This window comes from Pseudomonas sp. RAC1, from assembly GCF_030658255.1.
Lineage (GTDB): Bacteria > Pseudomonadota > Gammaproteobacteria > Pseudomonadales > Pseudomonadaceae > Aquipseudomonas > Aquipseudomonas boreofloridensis.
Window position 1 is genome coordinate 24,001 of record NZ_JAUTXS020000030.1, and the last position, 17,729, is coordinate 41,729.

Genomic DNA, 17,729 nt, shown 5'->3' on the forward strand with positions numbered 1-17,729 from the left:
GTCCCGCCGAGCCCCCGCCTTCAGCGTGCCATCCAGTAGCGCCCCTCCGACGTGAAAAATCTGTTACCTCGTCCGCCCCTGGCGTAACAAACCGAGGCATACGGTAACGAAATCTCATCATTTCGCCGACAAGCTTCACGCCTAAAATCGCCCAAACCCCCGATTTCATTGGCCCTCACAAAGTTGGCACGGCACCTGCTATATCTTTCGTACAAGAACAATAACAAGCACGGCAATTCAAAATAAGAACAAGACGAAACGACTCACGCATAACAAGAACAAGACGGCGGAGGCGCAGCTAACTGATTCTTTTGGAGAGGCGTTGTGTTTGGGCTTGCCCCACAACCAGGCTGAGAATAACAACACTGCACTAAAGCAGCGCCTGAACTGGTTGGATCGAATGATCAGCATGACTCAGCGACCAAAGCAATCCGTTTGCTCTTCACCCCGAACATGGGGTCGTCCACAGCGTAAATATCGGTGGACAGGGCACTCAACAAAAACAAGAAGCCCGATAAAAAAACAATAAGAGCACGCAACGACTTGAAGGGGAGCTTAGGCTCCCCTTGTCGTTTCTACCCCCATCAGAATCCCTTCGCGGCACCGCCTACACCATCCCGACAGTAAATGCTAGAATCCCCCGCCATCATGCGGCCATTCTCCTAGTCTTGGCCGAACATTCCTTCATACAGTGCATCCCATGCTGAAGAAGCTGTTCCAGTCGTTCCGTCCTCCCCTCCGTGGTCAGCACAGGCGCACCACGCCTGAGGTGATCAATCAGAGCCAGCACTCGCTCCAGCGCAGCCAGTTCAGCCGCCACGCCGTGAGCATCGTCGAGCGCCTGCAGAGCGCTGGGTACCAGGCCTATCTGGTCGGCGGCTGCGTGCGTGACCTGCTGCTGGGCATCGCCCCCAAAGACTTCGATGTCGCCACCAGCGCCACACCCGAGCAGGTCCGCGCCGAGTTTCGCAATGCGCGGATCATCGGTCGCCGGTTCAAGCTGGTGCATATCCATTTCGGCCGCGAAATCATCGAGGTTGCCACCTTCCGTGCCCACCACAGCGAGGAAGACCAAGGCGACACCCACCGTTCGTCGCACAACTCCAGCGGACGCATTCTGCGCGACAACGTCTACGGCACGCTCGAAGACGATGCCCAGCGCCGCGACTTCACCATCAACGCGCTGTACTACGATCCGGTCAGCGAGCGCATCCTGGACTACGCCAATGGCGTGCACGACATCCGTAACCGTTTGCTGCGCCTGATCGGCGATCCCACCCATCGCTATCAGGAAGATCCCGTCCGTATGCTGCGGGCGGTGCGTTTCGCCGCCAAGCTGGATTTCGGCATCGAAAAACATACCGTTCAGCCCATCCGCGACCTGGCCAAGCTGTTGCGCGAGATCCCGCCAGCACGCCTTTTCGAGGAAGTGTTGAAGCTGTTCCTGTCCGGCCACGGGGCGATTGCCTTCGAGATGCTGGTCGATTTGCAGTTGTTCGACCCGCTGTTCCCAGCCAGCGCCCAAGCGCTGGACGAACGCCCGAGCTACACCCACACCTTGATCAGCCAGGCGTTGAGCAACACCGACCTGCGCGTCAAGCAAGGCAAGCCGGTCACCCCAGCCTTCCTGTTCGCTGCTCTGCTCTGGCCTGCCCTCCCGGCGCGCTCGCTGTTCCTGCAGAGTCAGGGAGTGCCGCCGATCCCGGCGATGAACGAAGCCGCCCACGACCTGATCGCCGAGCAGTGCCAGCGCATCGCGATTCCCAAGCGCTTCACCCTGCCGATCCGCGAGATCTGGGACATGCAGGAGCGCCTGCCACGGCGCAGTGGTAAACGCGCCGACATGCTGCTGGACAACCCTCGATTCCGGGCCGGTTACGATTTCCTGCTGCTGCGCGAAAGCGCCGGCGAGGAAACCGACGACCTTGGCCAGTGGTGGACCGACTACCAGGATGCCCACGACAGCGAACGCCGCGACATGATTCGCGAACTGGGCAGCCGCGATGACGGCGCCTCGACCACGCGCAAGCGCAAGCGCAGTGGCAGCAAGCGCAAGTCCGGCGGCGAAGGCAGCTTCGACTGAGCATGACCGTTCGCGCCTACATCGGCCTGGGCAGCAACCTGGACGCCCCCGACGAGCAATTGCGCAGTGCGCTCCAGGCCGTGGACCGCATCCCCGCGACACGCCTGGTCGCAGCCTCGGGCCTGTATGGCAGTGAATCCTTGCTGCCCGGCCAGCCGCGCTACACCAATGCCGTCGCGGCACTCGACACCCGCCTGGCGCCGCTAGCGCTGCTCGACGCCTTGCAAGGTATAGAGAACGACCAAGGCCGAGTGCGCAAGGAGCGCTGGGGACCGCGCACGCTCGACCTGGACATACTCCTGTTCGGCGACGACGTCATCGATATCCCCCGGCTAAAAGTGCCTCATTACCATATGCACGCCCGCCCGTTCGTGCTCTACCCGCTGGCCGAACTGGTACCCGCCGACTTCACCCTCGCCGACGGTCGTCGCCTCGCGCAACTGCTTCAGGCCTGCCCCTTCGTGGGGCTGGAGCGCCTGTAATCCGGGCACTTCTGCCATCGGTAACGGCAGTAACACTCCGGGCGTAACAATGCGGTAACAGGGTCATTGACTTCCCCCACCTCGCTCACGACTATAGGCGTCCCGCGGCGCCCGTCAGCCGCTCTCTACCCATTTAGGCCCGGACAGCCCTGTGACCCGAACATCACGCACGATGATGTGCCGCTCCGGAAGATGAATACACGCGTTGTACGCAGTCGTTTTTCACAGCGCCTGAACGAGGATCTCGCTACATGCCTGAAGTCACCCTCACCACCCTGCATGGCCTGAAGGCCAAGGGTGAGAAAATCACCATGCTGACCTGTTACGACGCCACTTTCGCCAAGGCCGCAAGCCAGGCCGGCGTCGAAGTACTGCTGGTCGGCGACTCGCTGGGCATGGTCCTGCAAGGCCATGACAGCACACTGCCAGTCACCACCGCCGAGATGGCCTACCACACCGCCTGTGTCAAACGCGGCAACCAGGGTGCGCTGATCCTCGCCGATCTGCCGTTCATGGCCCACGCCACCCTCGAACAATCGTTCAGCAACTGCGCCACGCTGATGCGTGCGGGGGCGCACATGATCAAGGTCGAGGGCGCCGCTTGGCTGGGTGACACTATCCGCCTGCTGGCAGACCGTGGCGTTCCGGTCTGTGCGCACATGGGCCTGACACCGCAGACAGTCAATGTACTGGGCGGCTACAAGGTCCAAGGCCGCGAAGAGGCCCAGGCGCAGCAGATGCGCGCCGATGCCCTCGCCCTGCAACAGGCAGGCGCGGCCATGCTATTGCTCGAATGCGTACCCAGCGCGCTGGCTACGGACATCGCCCAGGCTGTGAGCATTCCAGTGATCGGCATCGGTGCCGGCAGCGGGACCGATGGCCAGGTGCTGGTCCTGCACGACATGCTCGGCCTGTCCCTCAGCGGTCGCGTGCCGAAGTTCGTGAAGAACTTCATGGCGGGTCAGCCCAGCATCGACAGCGCCCTGGCGGCCTACGTCAAGGCGGTCAAGGATATCTCCTTCCCGGCACCTGAACATGGGTTCAGCGCATGAATACCGTCAAGACCGTCCGTGAACTACGCGCTGCAGTAGCGCGCGCGCGCGGCGAAGGCAAACGTATCGCCTTCGTCCCGACCATGGGCAACCTGCACAGCGGCCATGCCGCTCTGGTCGTCAAGGCGGCCCAGCGCGCCGACTTCGTGGTTGCCAGCATCTTCGTCAACCCGCTGCAGTTCGGCGCCGGCGAGGATCTGGACAAGTACCCGCGCACCCTGGTCGCCGATCAGGCAACGCTGCTGCAGGCTGGCTGCAACCTGCTGTTCGCGCCAGCGGTCGAGGAGATGTATCCCGATGGCATGGGCGTGCAGACCCGAGTCAGCGTGCCGCATCTGTCAGAGGGACTGTGCGGCGCCAGCCGCCCGGGCCACTTCGAAGGTGTAGCGACCGTGGTGAGCAAACTGTTCAACATGGTTCAGCCGGATCTAGCCGTGTTCGGTGAGAAGGACTACCAGCAACTGGCAGTCATTCGCGCCATGGTGCGCGACCTGAACATGCCGATCCAGATCATCGGCGAGCCGACCGTGCGTGCCGAGGACGGCTTGGCGCTGTCCTCGCGTAACGGCTACCTGAGTCCGGACCAGCGCGCTACGGCGCCGGTGCTGTACCAGGTCCTGCGAGCGCTGGCCGAAGGACTGGGTCGCGGTCGGCGCGATTTCTCGACGCTGCTCGCCGAAGGTCAGGCGCACCTGATCAATGCGGGACTGCGCCCGGACTATCTGGAAATCCGCCATGCGCTGACGCTCAAGCCAGCCGTGATCGACGACCGAGACCTGGTCATTCTCGCGGCGGCTTATCTGGGCACTACGCGGTTGATCGACAACCTCTACCTGCACCTTGAAGAGCCTACTGCATAAGACCTTGCAGGCTCTGCGCAGACAAACGCGCAGAGCCTGCTCGCAGCACCTTGCCGCATTTCTCGCAAAAATTTCATCCCCCGCAGCACCGCTCCCATTCCCGCAATCGGACCAATGCCTATAATGGCCTTTTCTTGCAACTGGCAATGACTGCCAGTGTCCAAGTCAGACCATGCCCGAAGGAAACCACCCGCAATGGCGTATTACCGCACTCCCCACGACGTGACGGCCCTGCCCGCCTGGCAAGCGCTCAAACAGCACCGCGACGCCATGCAGGGGTTCAGCATGCGAGAAGCATTCGCCGCCGACCCCAAGCGCTTCGAGCAGTTCTCGCTCAGCAGCTGCGGCCTGTTCCTGGACTATTCGAAGAACCTGATTACCGAACAGACCCGCGACCTGCTGGTCGACCTGGCGCGGGAAGTGGGCCTTGAAGAGGCAATCAAGGCCATGTTCAGCGGTGAGATCATCAACGGCTCCGAAGGCCGTCCTGTGCTGCACACCGCCCTGCGCCGCCCGGTCGGCGACAAGCTCAATGTCGGCGGCGTCAACGTGATGCCGGAAGTGCACAAGGTGCTCAACCAGATCACCGAACTGGTAGGACGCATCCATGACGGGCTGTGGCGCGGCTACAGCGAGAAGCCGATCACCGACGTGGTAAACATCGGTATCGGCGGCTCGTTCCTGGGCCCGGAGTTGGTCTCCGAGGCGCTGCTGCCATACGCCCAGCGCGGCGTGCGCTGCCATTACCTGGCCAATATCGACGGCAGCGAATTCCATGAGCTGTCAGCCAAGCTGCGCGCCGAGACCACCTTGTTCATCGTTTCGTCGAAATCGTTCAACACCCTCGAAACGCTGAAGAATGCCCAGGCTGCTCGCACCTGGTACCTTGCCCAGGGCGGCTCGGAAGCCGAGCTCTACCGTCACTTCATTGCTGTCTCCAGCAACAAGACCGCGGCCGTGGCGTTTGGTATCCGCGAGGAGAACATCTTCCCGATGTGGGACTGGGTCGGCGGGCGCTATTCGCTGTGGTCGGCCATCGGTTTGCCGATTGCCCTGGCCATCGGCACCGCCAACTTCAAGGAACTGCTGTCCGGGGCCTATACCATGGACCAGCATTTCCAGACGGCACCGTTCGAGAAGAACATGCCAGTGCTGCTCGCCCTACTGGGCGTGTGGTACGGCAACTTCTGGAACGCCAGTAGCCACGCCATCCTGCCCTACGATCACTACCTGCGTAACATCACCAAGCACCTGCAACAGCTGGACATGGAGTCCAACGGCAAAAGCGTGCTGACCGATGGCTCGCCGGTGAAGACCGAGACCGGCCCGGTGATCTGGGGCGGCGTCGGCTGCAATGGTCAGCACGCCTATCACCAGTTGCTCCACCAAGGCACCCAGATGATCCCGGCTGACTTCATCGTGCCGGTGGTCAGCTTCAACCCAGTGGCCGACCACCACCAGTGGCTCTACGCCAACTGCCTGTCGCAAAGCCAGGCCCTGATGCTCGGCAAAACGCGCGAAGAAGCAGAAACCGAGTTGCGCGCCAAGGGGCTCAACGAGGCGGACGTGGAAACGCTTGCGCCGCACAAGGTCATCCCGGGCAACCGTCCGAGCAATACGTTGGTGGTCGAGCGCATCAGCCCGCGGCGCCTGGGCGCGCTGGTGGCGATGTACGAACACAAGGTGTTCGTGCAGAGCGTGATCTGGGGCATCAACGCCTTCGACCAGTGGGGCGTCGAACTGGGCAAGGAGCTAGGCAAAGGCGTGTACCAGCGTCTGGTGGGCAGCCTTGAGGAAAGCGCAGAGGATGGCTCGACCCAAGGTCTGATCAACTACTTCCGCGGACGTCACCGCGGTTGATCCACACGCCCTTGGAAGCACTGCGTCGCCGCATCGAAACTCAGCTGATGAGCATGACCGGGCTTGCGCTCGGTCAACTCGACCTGGAGTCGCCCAAGGGCGATCCGGGCCTGTTTGGTCCACACAGCGTGAGCTGGCGGGTCCATGGCGACTTCCCCAGCATGCTGATCGGCGGCATCAGTGCGCTGATGCTGCAACTGCTCCACCCCCTGGCGCTGGCCGGGGTGTGGGACCATTCCAACTTTCGTGAAGATTTGCTCGGACGCCTGCGTCGGACCAGCCAATTCATCTCCGGCACGACCTTCGGCTCGACCCAGGATGCGCAGTGGCTGATCGAAAAGGTCCGCAAGATTCACCTTCAGGTCGTCGGCATCGCGCCCGATGGACGCCCCTACGCAGCCAGCGACCCAAACCTGCTCACCTGGGTGCACGTCGCCGAGGTGAGCAGCTTCCTCGCCGCACATCTGCGCTACCGCAACCCGCAGATGTCCGCTGGGGACCAGGACGCCTACTATGCGGAAATCGCCCTCGTCGCCGAGCGACTAGGTGCGCGCGATGTGCCGCGCTCCTGCAGGCAAGTGCAAGACTATCTGCAAGGCATGCGCCCGCAATTGTGCTGTGATGACCGTAGCCTGGAAGTCGTGCAAATCCTGCTCGCTGCGCCGGCGCCCAGCCGAGTGGCGCAGCCCGTTGGCACACTCATGCTGCAGGCGGGCATCGACCTGCTGCCCTTATGGGCCAACGATCTCCTCGGGCAACGTCAGAGTTCGCTCAAGCGCCAGTTAGTACGTCTCGGGGTGAAGCAGATCGCGCCGATACTGCGCTGGGCGATGCGCAATGGCTCGGCTCAGCGTGCCCGCAGGCGAATGGACCTGATCTAGGGTTTGTCCGATGTTTCGGAACCGATCAGCCGTGCCATACTCCAAGGCACCTCCGTTCGCGACAGACGACGCCGCACATGCCCAAAGGATTGATCCGCGCCATCGGCGCCCTGCTAGCCATCGTGGCCCTCTACAGCCTCATGGGTTTCTTCATCCTCCCCGGCGTCGCTCTGCGCATCGCCAACCAGCAGTTGGCCCACTACGCCACCGTGCCGGCACACCTGCAGCGCATCGAGTTCAATCCTTTTACCCTCGAATTGACCTTGTGGGGCCTGCAGGTGGGCGAGCCAGGGAAGGAGCAGGTCGGGTTCGAGCGCCTCTATGCCAATCTTTCACTCGACAGTCTGTGGACCGGAGCCCTGCATCTGGACGCCATCGAGCTGGACAAGCCGCGCACCGAACTGCTGTTCGCCAAGGATGGCAGCCTCAACCTCTCACACCTGTTCAAGCTGCCGCCAAGCGAGCCCAAGGCGGACGAAACGCCAAGCGACCCCTTCCCACTGCGCATCGCCCGCATCAAGCTCAACGAAGGCTACCTGCACTTCCAGGATCTGCGCCCGAGCGAGCCCATCGAGTTTCTCTACGACTCGATGAACCTGGAGCTTAAGAACCTCAGCACCCTGCCCGACGACAGCGCGGATATGACACTGGTAGCCAACGGCCCCAATGGCGGTCGGATCGACTGGAGTGGCAACCTCAGCCTGTCCCCGATCGCCTCCGAAGGCACCCTGAAAATCACCGACGGCAAAATGAAGCTGTTCTGGCCCTATGTACGAGACGCCGTGCCGCTGGTGCTCGAGGACGGCAAGCTCAGCCTCGACACGCATTACAAGCTCAACCTGTCCAAACAGACCGAACTGTTGCTGGACAACGCCTCGCTGCGCATCGCACCGTTCGCCATTAAGGCGCCGGATGGCCGTAAACTGGCCCGTCTGGCGAAGCTGGAAATCAGCGACACCTCGGTCGATCTCGCCAAGCAACGGGTCAGCGTTGGCAAGGTCCGCAGCGAAAAGCTCGAAACCTGGGCCGCACTTGAGCGCGATGGTCAGCTCGACTGGCAGAAGCTGTTCGCCAGCCAGCCGGCCAAGGTCACACCCAAGCAAAAGGCCGAGCCAGCTACCGCCGAGCCCGTTGCCCCCGAACAGGCCGCAGCGGCGCCAAGCAAGCCCTGGCAGGTACTGCTCAAGGACGTGCAGGCACGCGATTACTTGATCCATCTGGCAGATCGCAGCCATCAGGACCCCGTAGAGCTCGATGTCGGCCCGCTGAATCTCGACCTCAAAGGCTTCGACAGCCTGAACAAGTCGCCTTTCACCTTGAAACTGGACACCGGTGTCGGCCGTCAGGGCAAGCTGCAGGCCGCAGGTAAAGTCAACCTCGCGCCAGTCACGGCCAAGCTGAATGTCAGTACCCGCGACATCGACCTGCGCGTGGCCCAGGCCTACATCAGTCCCTTCATTCGCCTGGAACTGCGCAGCGGCATGCTCGCCAGCGATCTCGACGTCGACCTCAAGCGTACCGAGCCACTGGCCTTCAGCGTCACCGGCAAGGCGCAGGTCAATCAGTTGCACACCCTCGACACCATCAAAGGCCGAGACTTCGTCAAGTGGCAGCAGGTCAACATCGATGGCTTGTCCTACGTGCATGGCAATGCACTGTCGATCGACAAAGTCACCCTGCAGCAACCCTACGCGCGCTTCATCATCAACGAAGACCGCACCACCAGCATCGACGACCTGCTGATCCCGCAAACCAGCGCAAGCTCGTCCAGCGGCGAGCGCAAACCGGCTACCGCCAGCACTGAAAAACCGCTGGGCATCCACATTGGCCAGATCGACATCAACGACGGTTCGGCCAACTTCGCCGACCTGACCTTGACACCCAATTTCGCCACGGCCGTTCAGCAGCTCAACGGCCAGATCGGCACCATCGACAATCGCCAGTCGCAGCCAGCCAAAGTCGATGTCCAAGGCAAGGTCGACCGCTATGCGCCAGTCACCATCAAAGGCGCGTTGAATCCGTTCGATCCGATGGCCAGTCTGGACATCGCCACGCGCTTCCGGCGCGTCGAACTCACCACGCTGACGCCGTATTCGGGCAAATTCGCCGGCTACCGTATCCGCAAAGGGCGCCTGGACCTCGACCTGCACTACGTGATCACCAAGGGCCAACTCAAGGCCGAGAACAAGGTGGTGGTCGAACAGTTGCAACTGGGCGAGCGCGTCGACAGCCCTGATGCCGTGGACCTGCCGATTCGCCTGGCGGTGGCATTGCTCAAGGACACCCAGGGCCGCATCTCGATCGAGCTGCCCGTCTCCGGCGACCTGAACAACCCTCAGTTCAGTGTCATGCCGATCGTCTGGCAAACGATGCGCAATCTGGTGCTTCGCGCAGCGCAAGCGCCGTTCAAGTTCATCGGTGGACTGATCGCTGGCGGCGGCTCGCAGGACTTGGGCACGGTAGCCTTCGCGCCTGGCTCCAGTGATCTGAGCACCTTTGCCAAGGGCGATCTGGACAAGCTGGCCGCTGCATTGAAGCAGAGGCCCGAGCTACGCCTGGAAATCGAGGGTACCAGCGCGCAGACCAGCGATGGCCCGTTGATTGCCCAACAACGCCTGGAGCGCGAATACCAGAGTACCTGGTACAAGATCCTCCAGCGCCGCGGCGACAAGGTTCCAGCCAACGCCTCGATGCTGGTGGTCGACGACAGCGACAAACCGGCAATGCTCGAGGGCATCTATCGCACTCGCCTCAAACAGCAACCGCCTGCCGAGTGGGAGAAGCTGAGTCGCGACGAGCGCACGACCAAGCTGCGCGAGGCGGTTATCAGGTCTTGGGCAGAAAGCGCCGCACTGTTGCGCAACCTGGCCCAGGAACGCGCTAGCAGCATCAAAGACTACTTGGTGGATCAAGGTAAGCTTGAAGATGATCGGGTGTATTTCATCGATACCACACTCGGCAAAGCCGAAGCTGACGGACGTGTGATCACACCGATGCATCTGGATGCGGAGTGAATCCTGAACAGAGTCTCAAGCTTTGTGCTCACTCAGCAAAAAGCCCCGGCCAATGGCCGGGGCTTTCGTTCTACTGGCCCGTTCCATCGGGCCTAGCACAGAGACTTACTGGGTCTTCAGCGCTTCAGCGGTAACGCTCTTAACGCCTTTGATTTTCTTGGCGATCATCACAGCGGTATCTTTCTGAGCCGAAGTCAGGGTCACGCCATCCTTCGAGGACAGAGCGACTACACCGTGAGTGGTTTCAACTTTGATATCGGAGCCGGGAATGCCTTTCTCGGTCAGCAGATCAGCCTTCACCTTGGTGGTGATCCAGGTGTCGGAGGTTTCTTGCTTGGCATCAGCTACCGGCTGATTGGAAGCCAGCATTACTGGAGCCTGAGTAGCTTCTGCGGCGAATACACCGTTAGCCATGGACAGAGTCAGAGCAGTAGCAGTAGCGGCAGCAATGGCAAACTTCTTCATGTGGTTCACTCCTGTTTATCGAAAGATCTGCGCCGTGATTCCTGGCAGCAGGTGCAAAGGTAGTTGCAGGGGCTGTGCCACATTTCAAAAACCAATTAAAACCTTACAGATCAACAGCTTACAAACAACCACCCCTTGTCTGACTCGTGCAATTTGCAAGTACCGCAAAAAAACTGCATGCAAGATGCAAGTACTGCCGTGCTTTATACAGGCGTAAAAAAAGGACCTCCGTAGAGGTCCTCTTTCAGTCAGTGCCAATCAGGCTCAGACACCCGATGCCTTGGCGGCAGCGACGTCCTTGATCGACAGCTTGATCCGGCCACGGTTGTCCACGTCCAGTACCAGCACCTCGACTTCCTGACCTTCCTTGAGCACGTCGGTGACCTTCTCCACACGCGCATCGCTGAGCATGGAGATATGCACCAGACCGTCTTTGCCCGGCAGGATGTTGACGAAGGCGCCGAAGTCGACGATACGCTCGACCTTGCCAACGTAGATCTTGCCGATCTCGGCCTCGGCAGTAATGCCCAGAACACGTTGCTTGGCCGCTTCGGCCGCTTCCTTGGTCTCGCCGAAGATCTTGATCGAACCGTCGTCTTCGATGTCGATCGACGCTTTGGTCTCTTCGCAGATGGCGCGAATGGTGGCGCCGCCCTTGCCGATGACATCACGGATCTTGTCGGTGTCGATCTTCATCGCAATCATGGTCGGCGCGTTGGCCGACAGCTCGGTACGCGACTGAGCGATGATCTGGTTCATCTGGCCGAGGATGTTCAGGCGCGCTTCCAGGGCCTGGCCCAGGGCGATCTCCATGATCTCTTCGGTGATCCCGTTGATCTTGATGTCCATCTGCAGCGCAGTGACACCTTTGGCGGTACCCGCGACCTTGAAGTCCATATCGCCCAGGTGGTCTTCATCGCCGAGGATGTCGGTCAGGACCGCGAACTTGTCGCCTTCCTTGACCAGGCCCATGGCGATACCGGCCACTGGCGCTTTCATCGGTACACCGGCGTCCATCAGTGCCAGCGATGCACCGCACACCGACGCCATGGAGCTGGAGCCGTTGGATTCGGTGATTTCCGACACCACGCGGATGGTGTACGGGAACTCGCTGTCGCTCGGCAGCATGGCCTGCACGCCACGACGGGCCAGACGGCCGTGGCCGATTTCACGACGACCAGCGCCGCCCATGCGACCGCACTCGCCGACCGAGAACGGCGGGAAGTTGTAGTGCAGCATGAAGGCGTCTTTCTTCTCGCCTTCGAGGGTATCGAGCAGCTGTGCGTCGCGCGCAGTACCCAGGGTCGCAACGACCAGTGCCTGGGTTTCACCACGGGTGAACAGCGCCGAACCGTGAGTCTTGGGCAGCACACCGACTTCGATATTCAGCGGACGCACAGTGCGGGTGTCACGACCGTCGATGCGCGGCTTGCCGTTGACGATGTTCTCGCGGACGGTGCGGTATTCCAGCTCGCCGAAGATTTCCTTGATCACACCAGCAGTCGGGCCGGTTTCGTCGTTGGACAGACGGACAATGGCCTCATCACGCAGTTGGCCCAGGCGATTGTAGCGATCGGCTTTCTGAGTGATGGTGTAGGCCTGCGAAATGGCCTCGCCGAACTCGCTACGCACGCGGTCGAGCAACTCGGTGTTGGCAACGACCGGCTGCCAGTCCCACGTCGGCTTGCCCGCTTCGGCGGCCAGTTCCTTGACCGCTTTGATCACGGTCTGGAACTCGTCGTGGGCGAACAGCACAGCGCCCAACATCTGGTCTTCGGTCAGTTCTTTGGCTTCGGACTCAACCATCAGCACCGCAGTTTCTGTACCGGCCACGACCATGTCCAGGCTCGAAGCCTGCAATTGCTCGTAGGTCGGGTTCAGCAGGTAACCGGTGCTCTCGTGGAAGGCTACGCGCGCAGCGCCGATCGGACCTTCGAACGGAATGCCGGAGATGGCCAGGGCAGCCGAGGTACCGATCATCGCCGCAACGTCCGGATCGGTCTTCTTGCTGGTGGAAACCACGGTGCAGACTACCTGCACTTCGTTCATGAACCCTTCGGGGAACAGCGGACGGATCGGACGGTCGATCAGACGCGAAGTCAGGGTTTCCTTCTCGGAAGGACGGCCTTCGCGCTTGAAGAAACCGCCTGGGATCTTACCGGCAGCGTAGGTCTTTTCCTGATAATGCACGGACAGCGGGAAGAAGCCCTTGCCTGGATCGGCCTGCTTGGCACCGACCACGGTCACCAGCACGGTGACATCGTTGTCGACGGTGACCAGCACGGCGCCGGTGGCCTGACGGGCGATGCGGCCCGTTTCGAGAGTGACGGTCGACTGACCGAACTGGAACGTCTTGATTACCGGGTTCACGGTTTCCTACCTTTTCAGTGGCTCTTGGGGGAACTTGGAAAACGGGGTCTTGCGAATGCTTGGGCGGCGGGGAGTGTCGTCTCCTTCGACCGTCCAGATACAACACGAGGCTGGGAGCCTGAGCGTCGGGCGGATAAATCCGCACGACGGCATCAGGCTGCCAACCTCGAAGATACGCCTGGCGTGTCCAGGGTTCGCGCTGCCAGGCAACGCTTCCCAAACTTGCGACACGCCACGCACACCACTGGCCGGGCCGCTATTAGCGACGCAGGCCCAGGCGACCGATCAGGGCGCTGTAACGGGTGGTGTCTTTGCCCTTCAGGTAATCCAGCAGCTTGCGACGCTGGTTGACCATACGGATCAGACCACGACGGGAGTGGTGGTCTTTTTCGTTGGCCTTGAAGTGGCCTTGCAGCTTGTTGATGTTGGCGGTCAGCAGAGCAACCTGCACTTCCGGGCTACCGGTATCGCCGGCGGCTTGCTGGTAATCGGCAACGATTTGAGCTTTTTCTTCGACGCTGAGGGCCATGTGGCTTCTCCTGATAAACGGATCCCGCAAGCGGGGTCCAATAGGCCAGGGCGTTAAATCCCTGTATGGATAAAAGAAGGTGTGACCGTGCCTACTGACAGCCACCCTCGTTCCCGCCCGACCTGACCGAAGTCCGTCCTGGCGGTATCGGTCATTCCGACCGAATCAGTCGACGCGGCGCAATACGCCCGTCTTCGCTCACTTCACCGATACCGATGAAGCGACCATTGTGATCTTGTACGCGCACCATGCCGAACTGCGGCGCATCCGGTGCACGTACTGCCTGGCCGTGCAGCCAATAGAACGCGCTGTGCTCGGACAACAGCACCAGCGGCCAGTCCTGCAACCCGCTGTCCGAGGGCAGAAGGAAGCGATCAAGCGCTTCGTTGCCACCTTCGGCATGGGCTTGCTCGAGTTCTTCGAGCGTCACGGTCTGTGCCAGCAGGAACGGCCCGGCTTGGGTTCGCCGCAGTTCTGCGACATACGCCCCACAGCCCAACACCTCACCCATATCCTCCACCAGCGTGCGGATATAAGTGCCTTTGCTGCAACCGACCGACAAGCGCGCCCGCGTGCCTTCACACTCGAGCAGTTCCAAGCGGCCAATAGTAACAGAACGCGCCTCGCGCTCCACTACCTCTCCGGCGCGGGCAAGCTTGTACAACGGCTGACCGTCACGCTTGAGCGCCGAATACATCGGCGGAATCTGGCGGATCTCGCCGCGAAATCGCGGTATCACAGCCTCGATGTTCGTGCGACCAACGGTCACCTCGCGTGTCTGCAGGACCTCGCCCTCAGCGTCGCCGGTGCTGGTAGTCTGCCCCATCTGCATGACCGTCTCGTAACCCTTGTCGGAGTCGAGCAGGTACTGGGAAAACTTCGTCGCCTCGCCGAAGCACAGCGGCAGCACGCCGGTGGCCAGCGGATCGAGGCTACCGGTATGGCCGGCCTTTTCCGCGTTGAGCAACCAGCGCACTTTCTGCAGGGCCGCATTGGAGGTGAAGCCAAGTGGCTTGTCGAGCAGGATGATGCCGCTGACGTTGCGGCGGATGCGTTTGACCTGGGCCACCACTTACTCCTTGGTGTCCGGCTCTTCGACATCCTGGTGCAGACGGTCTTCGGCCACCGCACGCTCGATCAGTGCAGAGAGGTGAACACCTCGGCTGACACTTTCGTCGAAATGGAAATGCAGTTGCGGCACGCTGCGCAGTTGCATCGCTCGCCCCAGATGCAGCCGCAGGAAGCTGGCGGCACTGTTCAGGGCCTTGAGCGTCTGAGCTACGGCATCGCTGCCATCCTGGCCCATGACGGTGATGTAGACCTTGGCGTGACCGAGGTCACGGCTGACGTCGACGGCGGTGATGGTCACCAGGCCGACACGCGGATCCTTGACTTCACGGCGGATCAGATCGGCCAGCTCGCGCTGCATCTGATCACCGATACGTTGGGTACGGCTGTATTCTTTTGCCATTCTTGCTACCTGTATCTTGAAGCGGCAAACGCCCGGTCAGACGGTATGCCTGACCGGGCGCTGCCTGCAGAGGCCGGCCCTGCCGCAGAGCGGCGGGGCTTGGGCCAGACCCGCACCTTACAGGGTGCGAGCAACCTGGACTTTCTCGAAGACTTCGATCTTGTCGCCGACCTTGACGTCGTTGTAGCTCTTCACGCCGATACCGCACTCCATGCCATTACGCACTTCGGAGGCATCGTCCTTGAAGCGACGCAGGGATTCCAGTTCGCCTTCGAAGATCACCACGTCCTCGCGCAGAACACGGATCGGACGATTGCGGTACACGGTACCTTCGATGACCATACAGCCAGCGATGGCGCCGAACTTCGGCGAACGGAACACGTCACGGACCTCGGCAACGCCCAGGATGTTCTCGCGAACATCGCTGCCCAGCATGCCGGTCAGGGCTTTCTTGACGTCTTCGATGATGTCGTAGATCACGTTGTAGTAACGCATATCCAGACCTTCCTGCTCGACGATCTTGCGAGCACCCGCATCGGCACGCACGTTGAAGCCGAACAGTACTGCATTCGAAGCCAGCGCCAGGTTGGCATCGCTTTCGGTGATACCACCGACGCCGCCACCGATGACGCGAACCTGAACCTCGTCGTTGCCCAGTCCACCCAGCGAGCCCTGGAGGGCTTCCAGCGAACCGCGTACGTCGGTCTTGAGCACGATGTTGAGGGTCTTCTTCTCTTCCTGACCCATGGTCTCGAAGATATTTTCCAGCTTGCCGGCGTGAGCACGGGCCAGCTTGACCTCACGGTACTTGCCTTGACGGAACAGGGCGACTTCGCGCGCCTTCTTCTCGTCAGCCACCACCGACAGTTCGTCACCGGCTTCCGGCGTACCGTCCAGACCGAGAATTTCGACCGGGATCGATGGGCCGGCTTGCTTCACAGGCTTGCCGTTCTCGTCGAGCATGGCACGCACGCGGCCATAGTTGGAACCGACCAGGACCATGTCGCCCTGACGCAGCGTACCGTCCTGAACCAGGATGGTGGCCACCGGACCGCGACCCTTGTCCAGACGCGACTCGACGACGACGCCACGACCAGGTGCGGTCGGGGTGGCAGTCAGCTCGAGAATCTCGGCCTGCAGCAGGACGGCTTCGAGCAGTTCGTCGACACCGGTACCCATCTTCGCCGAAACCTTGACGAATGGCGTGTCACCACCCCAGTCCTCGGAGGTCACGCCTTCGACGGCCAGCTCGTTACGAATGCGGTCGAGGTCGGCACCCGGCTTGTCGATCTTGTTCACCGCGACAACCAGCGGAACACCGGCGGCCTTGGCGTGCTGAACGGCTTCGCGGGTCTGCGGCATCACGCCGTCGTCCGCTGCCACCACCAGGATGACGATGTCGGTAGCCTTGGCTCCGCGGGCACGCATCTGGGTGAACGCAGCGTGACCTGGGGTATCGAGGAAGGTGACCATACCGCGGTCGGTTTCCACGTGGTAGGCACCGATGTGCTGGGTGATACCACCCGCCTCGCCCGCCGCGACCTTGGCGCGACGAATGTAGTCGAGCAGCGAGGTCTTACCGTGGTCGACGTGACCCATGACGGTCACGACCGGCGCACGGGACTCGACTTCACCTTCGAACTTCAGCGATTCGGCCAGGGAGTCTTCCAGGGCAGTGTCGCTGACCAGCGTGACCTTGTGGCCCAGCTCTTCGGCGACCAGCTGCGCGGTTTCACGGTCGAGCACCTGGTTGATGGTGACCGGAGTGCCCAGCTTGAACATGAACTTGACCACTTCAGCGGCCTTCACCGACATCTGCTGTGCCAACTCGGAGACGGTGATGGTCTCGCCGATGCTGACGTCGCGGATGACCGGACCGGTCGGGCTCTGGAAGCCATGCTGGTTGCGCTTCTTCAGCTTGCCCTTGCCGCCACGGCCACGGCGTGCGCCATCGCTCTCTTCGTCCGTGGTGCGCGGGGCAGCACGTGGAGTCGGGGCTTTTTCCTTCTCCTTGACCTTGACCTTGATGGACACGCGAGGGGCCTCGCCACGACGCTCACCCGCACCGCTACGACGATCGTCGTCACGGCCACGGCTTTCGTTGCGGCGGTTTTCGTCTTTCTTGCGCTCGGCGGCGCGGGCAGCCGCGTCATCGGCCACCGGGGCGTCCGCGACCACTGGCTGAGCAGCGGCAGGTGCCGGCTCGGTGCGCGCAGCAGGTGCAGCGGCCGGTGCCTCGGAGGTCTGGCGACGCGCCTGTTCCTCGTTACGCTGACGCGTCTCGGCCTCGACCTTCTCGCGTGCAGCATTCTCGGCGGCGCGGCGCTCATCGGCCTCGCGCTTCTGCTCGGCCTGGATTTCTTCCGGGCTGCGCTGCACGAATACTTTCTTCTTGCGTACTTCTACGCTAATGCTCTTGCTACCGGCGACACGCAGGGTGCTGGTGGTTTTGCGCTGCAAGGTAATCTTGCGCGGCTCTTCCGCCTTGCTCTTGTGGCTGCTTTTCAAATGAGTCAGCAGGGTCTGCTTCTCATTGTCGGTCACTACCTGACCGGCGTCGGTGTGCGGCAGACCTGCCTCACGCATCTGCTGCAGCAGGCGCTCTACCGGTGCCTCGACCTCTTGGGCCAGTTCTTTCACCGTGACTTGCGTCATGCACTTC

At 61.6% G+C, this 17,729-nt stretch carries 13 protein-coding genes; 7 read left to right on the forward strand and 6 right to left on the reverse strand.

What is annotated here, in order from left to right; all coding sequences use genetic code 11:
* Window positions 1-700: 700 nt before the first annotated feature.
* The 7 genes from Q7C30_RS10190 to Q7C30_RS10220 all read left to right on the forward strand — a co-directional run bounded on the left by Q7C30_RS10190 (window position 701) and on the right by Q7C30_RS10220 (window position 10,232).
* Window positions 701-2,083: a polynucleotide adenylyltransferase PcnB gene (locus tag Q7C30_RS10190; protein ID WP_317871421.1), complete on the forward strand. Its 1,383-nt coding sequence runs from the start codon at window positions 701-703 to the stop codon at window positions 2,081-2,083.
* A 2-nt stretch (window positions 2,084-2,085) separates the two neighbouring features.
* Entirely contained in the window at window positions 2,086-2,565 is a 480-nt protein-coding gene (gene folK, locus Q7C30_RS10195) for a 2-amino-4-hydroxy-6-hydroxymethyldihydropteridine diphosphokinase (RefSeq protein WP_029613937.1), read from the forward strand.
* A 251-nt stretch (window positions 2,566-2,816) separates the two neighbouring features.
* Window positions 2,817-3,617 (forward strand): 3-methyl-2-oxobutanoate hydroxymethyltransferase, encoded by an 801-nt coding sequence (gene panB, locus Q7C30_RS10200; RefSeq protein WP_029613936.1) that lies wholly within the window; start codon window positions 2,817-2,819, stop codon window positions 3,615-3,617.
* Window positions 3,614-4,477 (forward strand): pantoate--beta-alanine ligase, encoded by an 864-nt coding sequence (gene panC / locus Q7C30_RS10205; protein ID WP_317871422.1) that lies wholly within the window; start codon window positions 3,614-3,616, stop codon window positions 4,475-4,477. Before panB ends, panC begins: the two co-directional genes overlap by 4 nt.
* 195 nt (window positions 4,478-4,672) lie before the next feature.
* Window positions 4,673-6,337, forward strand: a complete 1,665-nt coding sequence (gene pgi, locus Q7C30_RS10210; protein WP_039575142.1) for a glucose-6-phosphate isomerase — start codon at window positions 4,673-4,675, stop codon at window positions 6,335-6,337.
* Window positions 6,338-6,348: 11 nt separating this feature from the next.
* The gene (locus tag Q7C30_RS10215) at window positions 6,349-7,218 is read left to right on the forward strand and encodes an oxygenase MpaB family protein (protein WP_317871423.1); all 870 of its coding nucleotides are present in this window, start codon (window positions 6,349-6,351) and stop codon (window positions 7,216-7,218) included.
* Between the two features lie 77 nt (window positions 7,219-7,295).
* Complete coding sequence (locus Q7C30_RS10220; protein WP_317871424.1) at window positions 7,296-10,232, forward strand: DUF748 domain-containing protein; 2,937 nt, start codon at window positions 7,296-7,298, stop codon at window positions 10,230-10,232.
* A gap of 105 nt (window positions 10,233-10,337) precedes the next feature.
* Here Q7C30_RS10220 and Q7C30_RS10225 read toward each other — a convergent pair whose 3' ends face one another.
* From Q7C30_RS10225 to infB, 6 genes are all read right to left on the reverse strand, one after another.
* Window positions 10,338-10,697 (reverse strand): BON domain-containing protein, encoded by a 360-nt coding sequence (locus Q7C30_RS10225; RefSeq protein ID WP_029613932.1) that lies wholly within the window; start codon window positions 10,695-10,697, stop codon window positions 10,338-10,340.
* Window positions 10,698-10,961: 264 nt separating this feature from the next.
* Complete coding sequence (gene pnp / locus Q7C30_RS10230) at window positions 10,962-13,067, reverse strand: polyribonucleotide nucleotidyltransferase (RefSeq protein ID WP_317871425.1); 2,106 nt, start codon at window positions 13,065-13,067, stop codon at window positions 10,962-10,964.
* Window positions 13,068-13,326: 259 nt separating this feature from the next.
* The gene (rpsO, locus tag Q7C30_RS10235; protein ID WP_029613930.1) at window positions 13,327-13,596 is read right to left on the reverse strand and encodes a 30S ribosomal protein S15; all 270 of its coding nucleotides are present in this window, start codon (window positions 13,594-13,596) and stop codon (window positions 13,327-13,329) included.
* Between the two features lie 151 nt (window positions 13,597-13,747).
* Window positions 13,748-14,665, reverse strand: coding sequence for a tRNA pseudouridine(55) synthase TruB (truB, locus tag Q7C30_RS10240; protein WP_317871426.1), 918 nt, complete (start codon window positions 14,663-14,665; stop codon window positions 13,748-13,750).
* Window positions 14,666-14,668: 3 nt separating this feature from the next.
* Window positions 14,669-15,067 carry a 30S ribosome-binding factor RbfA gene (rbfA, locus tag Q7C30_RS10245; protein WP_317871427.1) on the reverse strand — a complete coding sequence of 133 codons (399 nt, stop codon included), beginning with the start codon at window positions 15,065-15,067 and terminating at the stop codon, window positions 14,669-14,671.
* A gap of 117 nt (window positions 15,068-15,184) precedes the next feature.
* A complete protein-coding gene (infB, locus tag Q7C30_RS10250; RefSeq protein ID WP_039575131.1) occupies window positions 15,185-17,722 on the reverse strand; it encodes a translation initiation factor IF-2 in 2,538 nt (845 codons plus the stop codon).
* Window positions 17,723-17,729: the final 7 nt, after the last annotated feature.

Coding starts and splice junctions, on each gene's coding strand:
- pgi (WP_039575142.1), top strand. CDS start 4,673: ATGGCGTATTACCGCACTCCCCACGACGTGACGGCCCTGCCCGCCTGG.
- Q7C30_RS10190 (WP_317871421.1), top strand. CDS start 701: ATGCTGAAGAAGCTGTTCCAGTCGTTCCGTCCTCCCCTCCGTGGTCAG.
- panC (WP_317871422.1), top strand. CDS start 3,614: ATGAATACCGTCAAGACCGTCCGTGAACTACGCGCTGCAGTAGCGCGC.
- rbfA (WP_317871427.1), bottom strand. CDS start 15,067: ATGGCAAAAGAATACAGCCGTACCCAACGTATCGGTGATCAGATGCAG.
- Q7C30_RS10220 (WP_317871424.1), top strand. CDS start 7,296: ATGCCCAAAGGATTGATCCGCGCCATCGGCGCCCTGCTAGCCATCGTG.
- Q7C30_RS10225 (WP_029613932.1), bottom strand. CDS start 10,697: ATGAAGAAGTTTGCCATTGCTGCCGCTACTGCTACTGCTCTGACTCTG.
- infB (WP_039575131.1), bottom strand. CDS start 17,722: ATGACGCAAGTCACGGTGAAAGAACTGGCCCAAGAGGTCGAGGCACCG.
- panB (WP_029613936.1), top strand. CDS start 2,817: ATGCCTGAAGTCACCCTCACCACCCTGCATGGCCTGAAGGCCAAGGGT.
- rpsO (WP_029613930.1), bottom strand. CDS start 13,596: ATGGCCCTCAGCGTCGAAGAAAAAGCTCAAATCGTTGCCGATTACCAG.
- folK (WP_029613937.1), top strand. CDS start 2,086: ATGACCGTTCGCGCCTACATCGGCCTGGGCAGCAACCTGGACGCCCCC.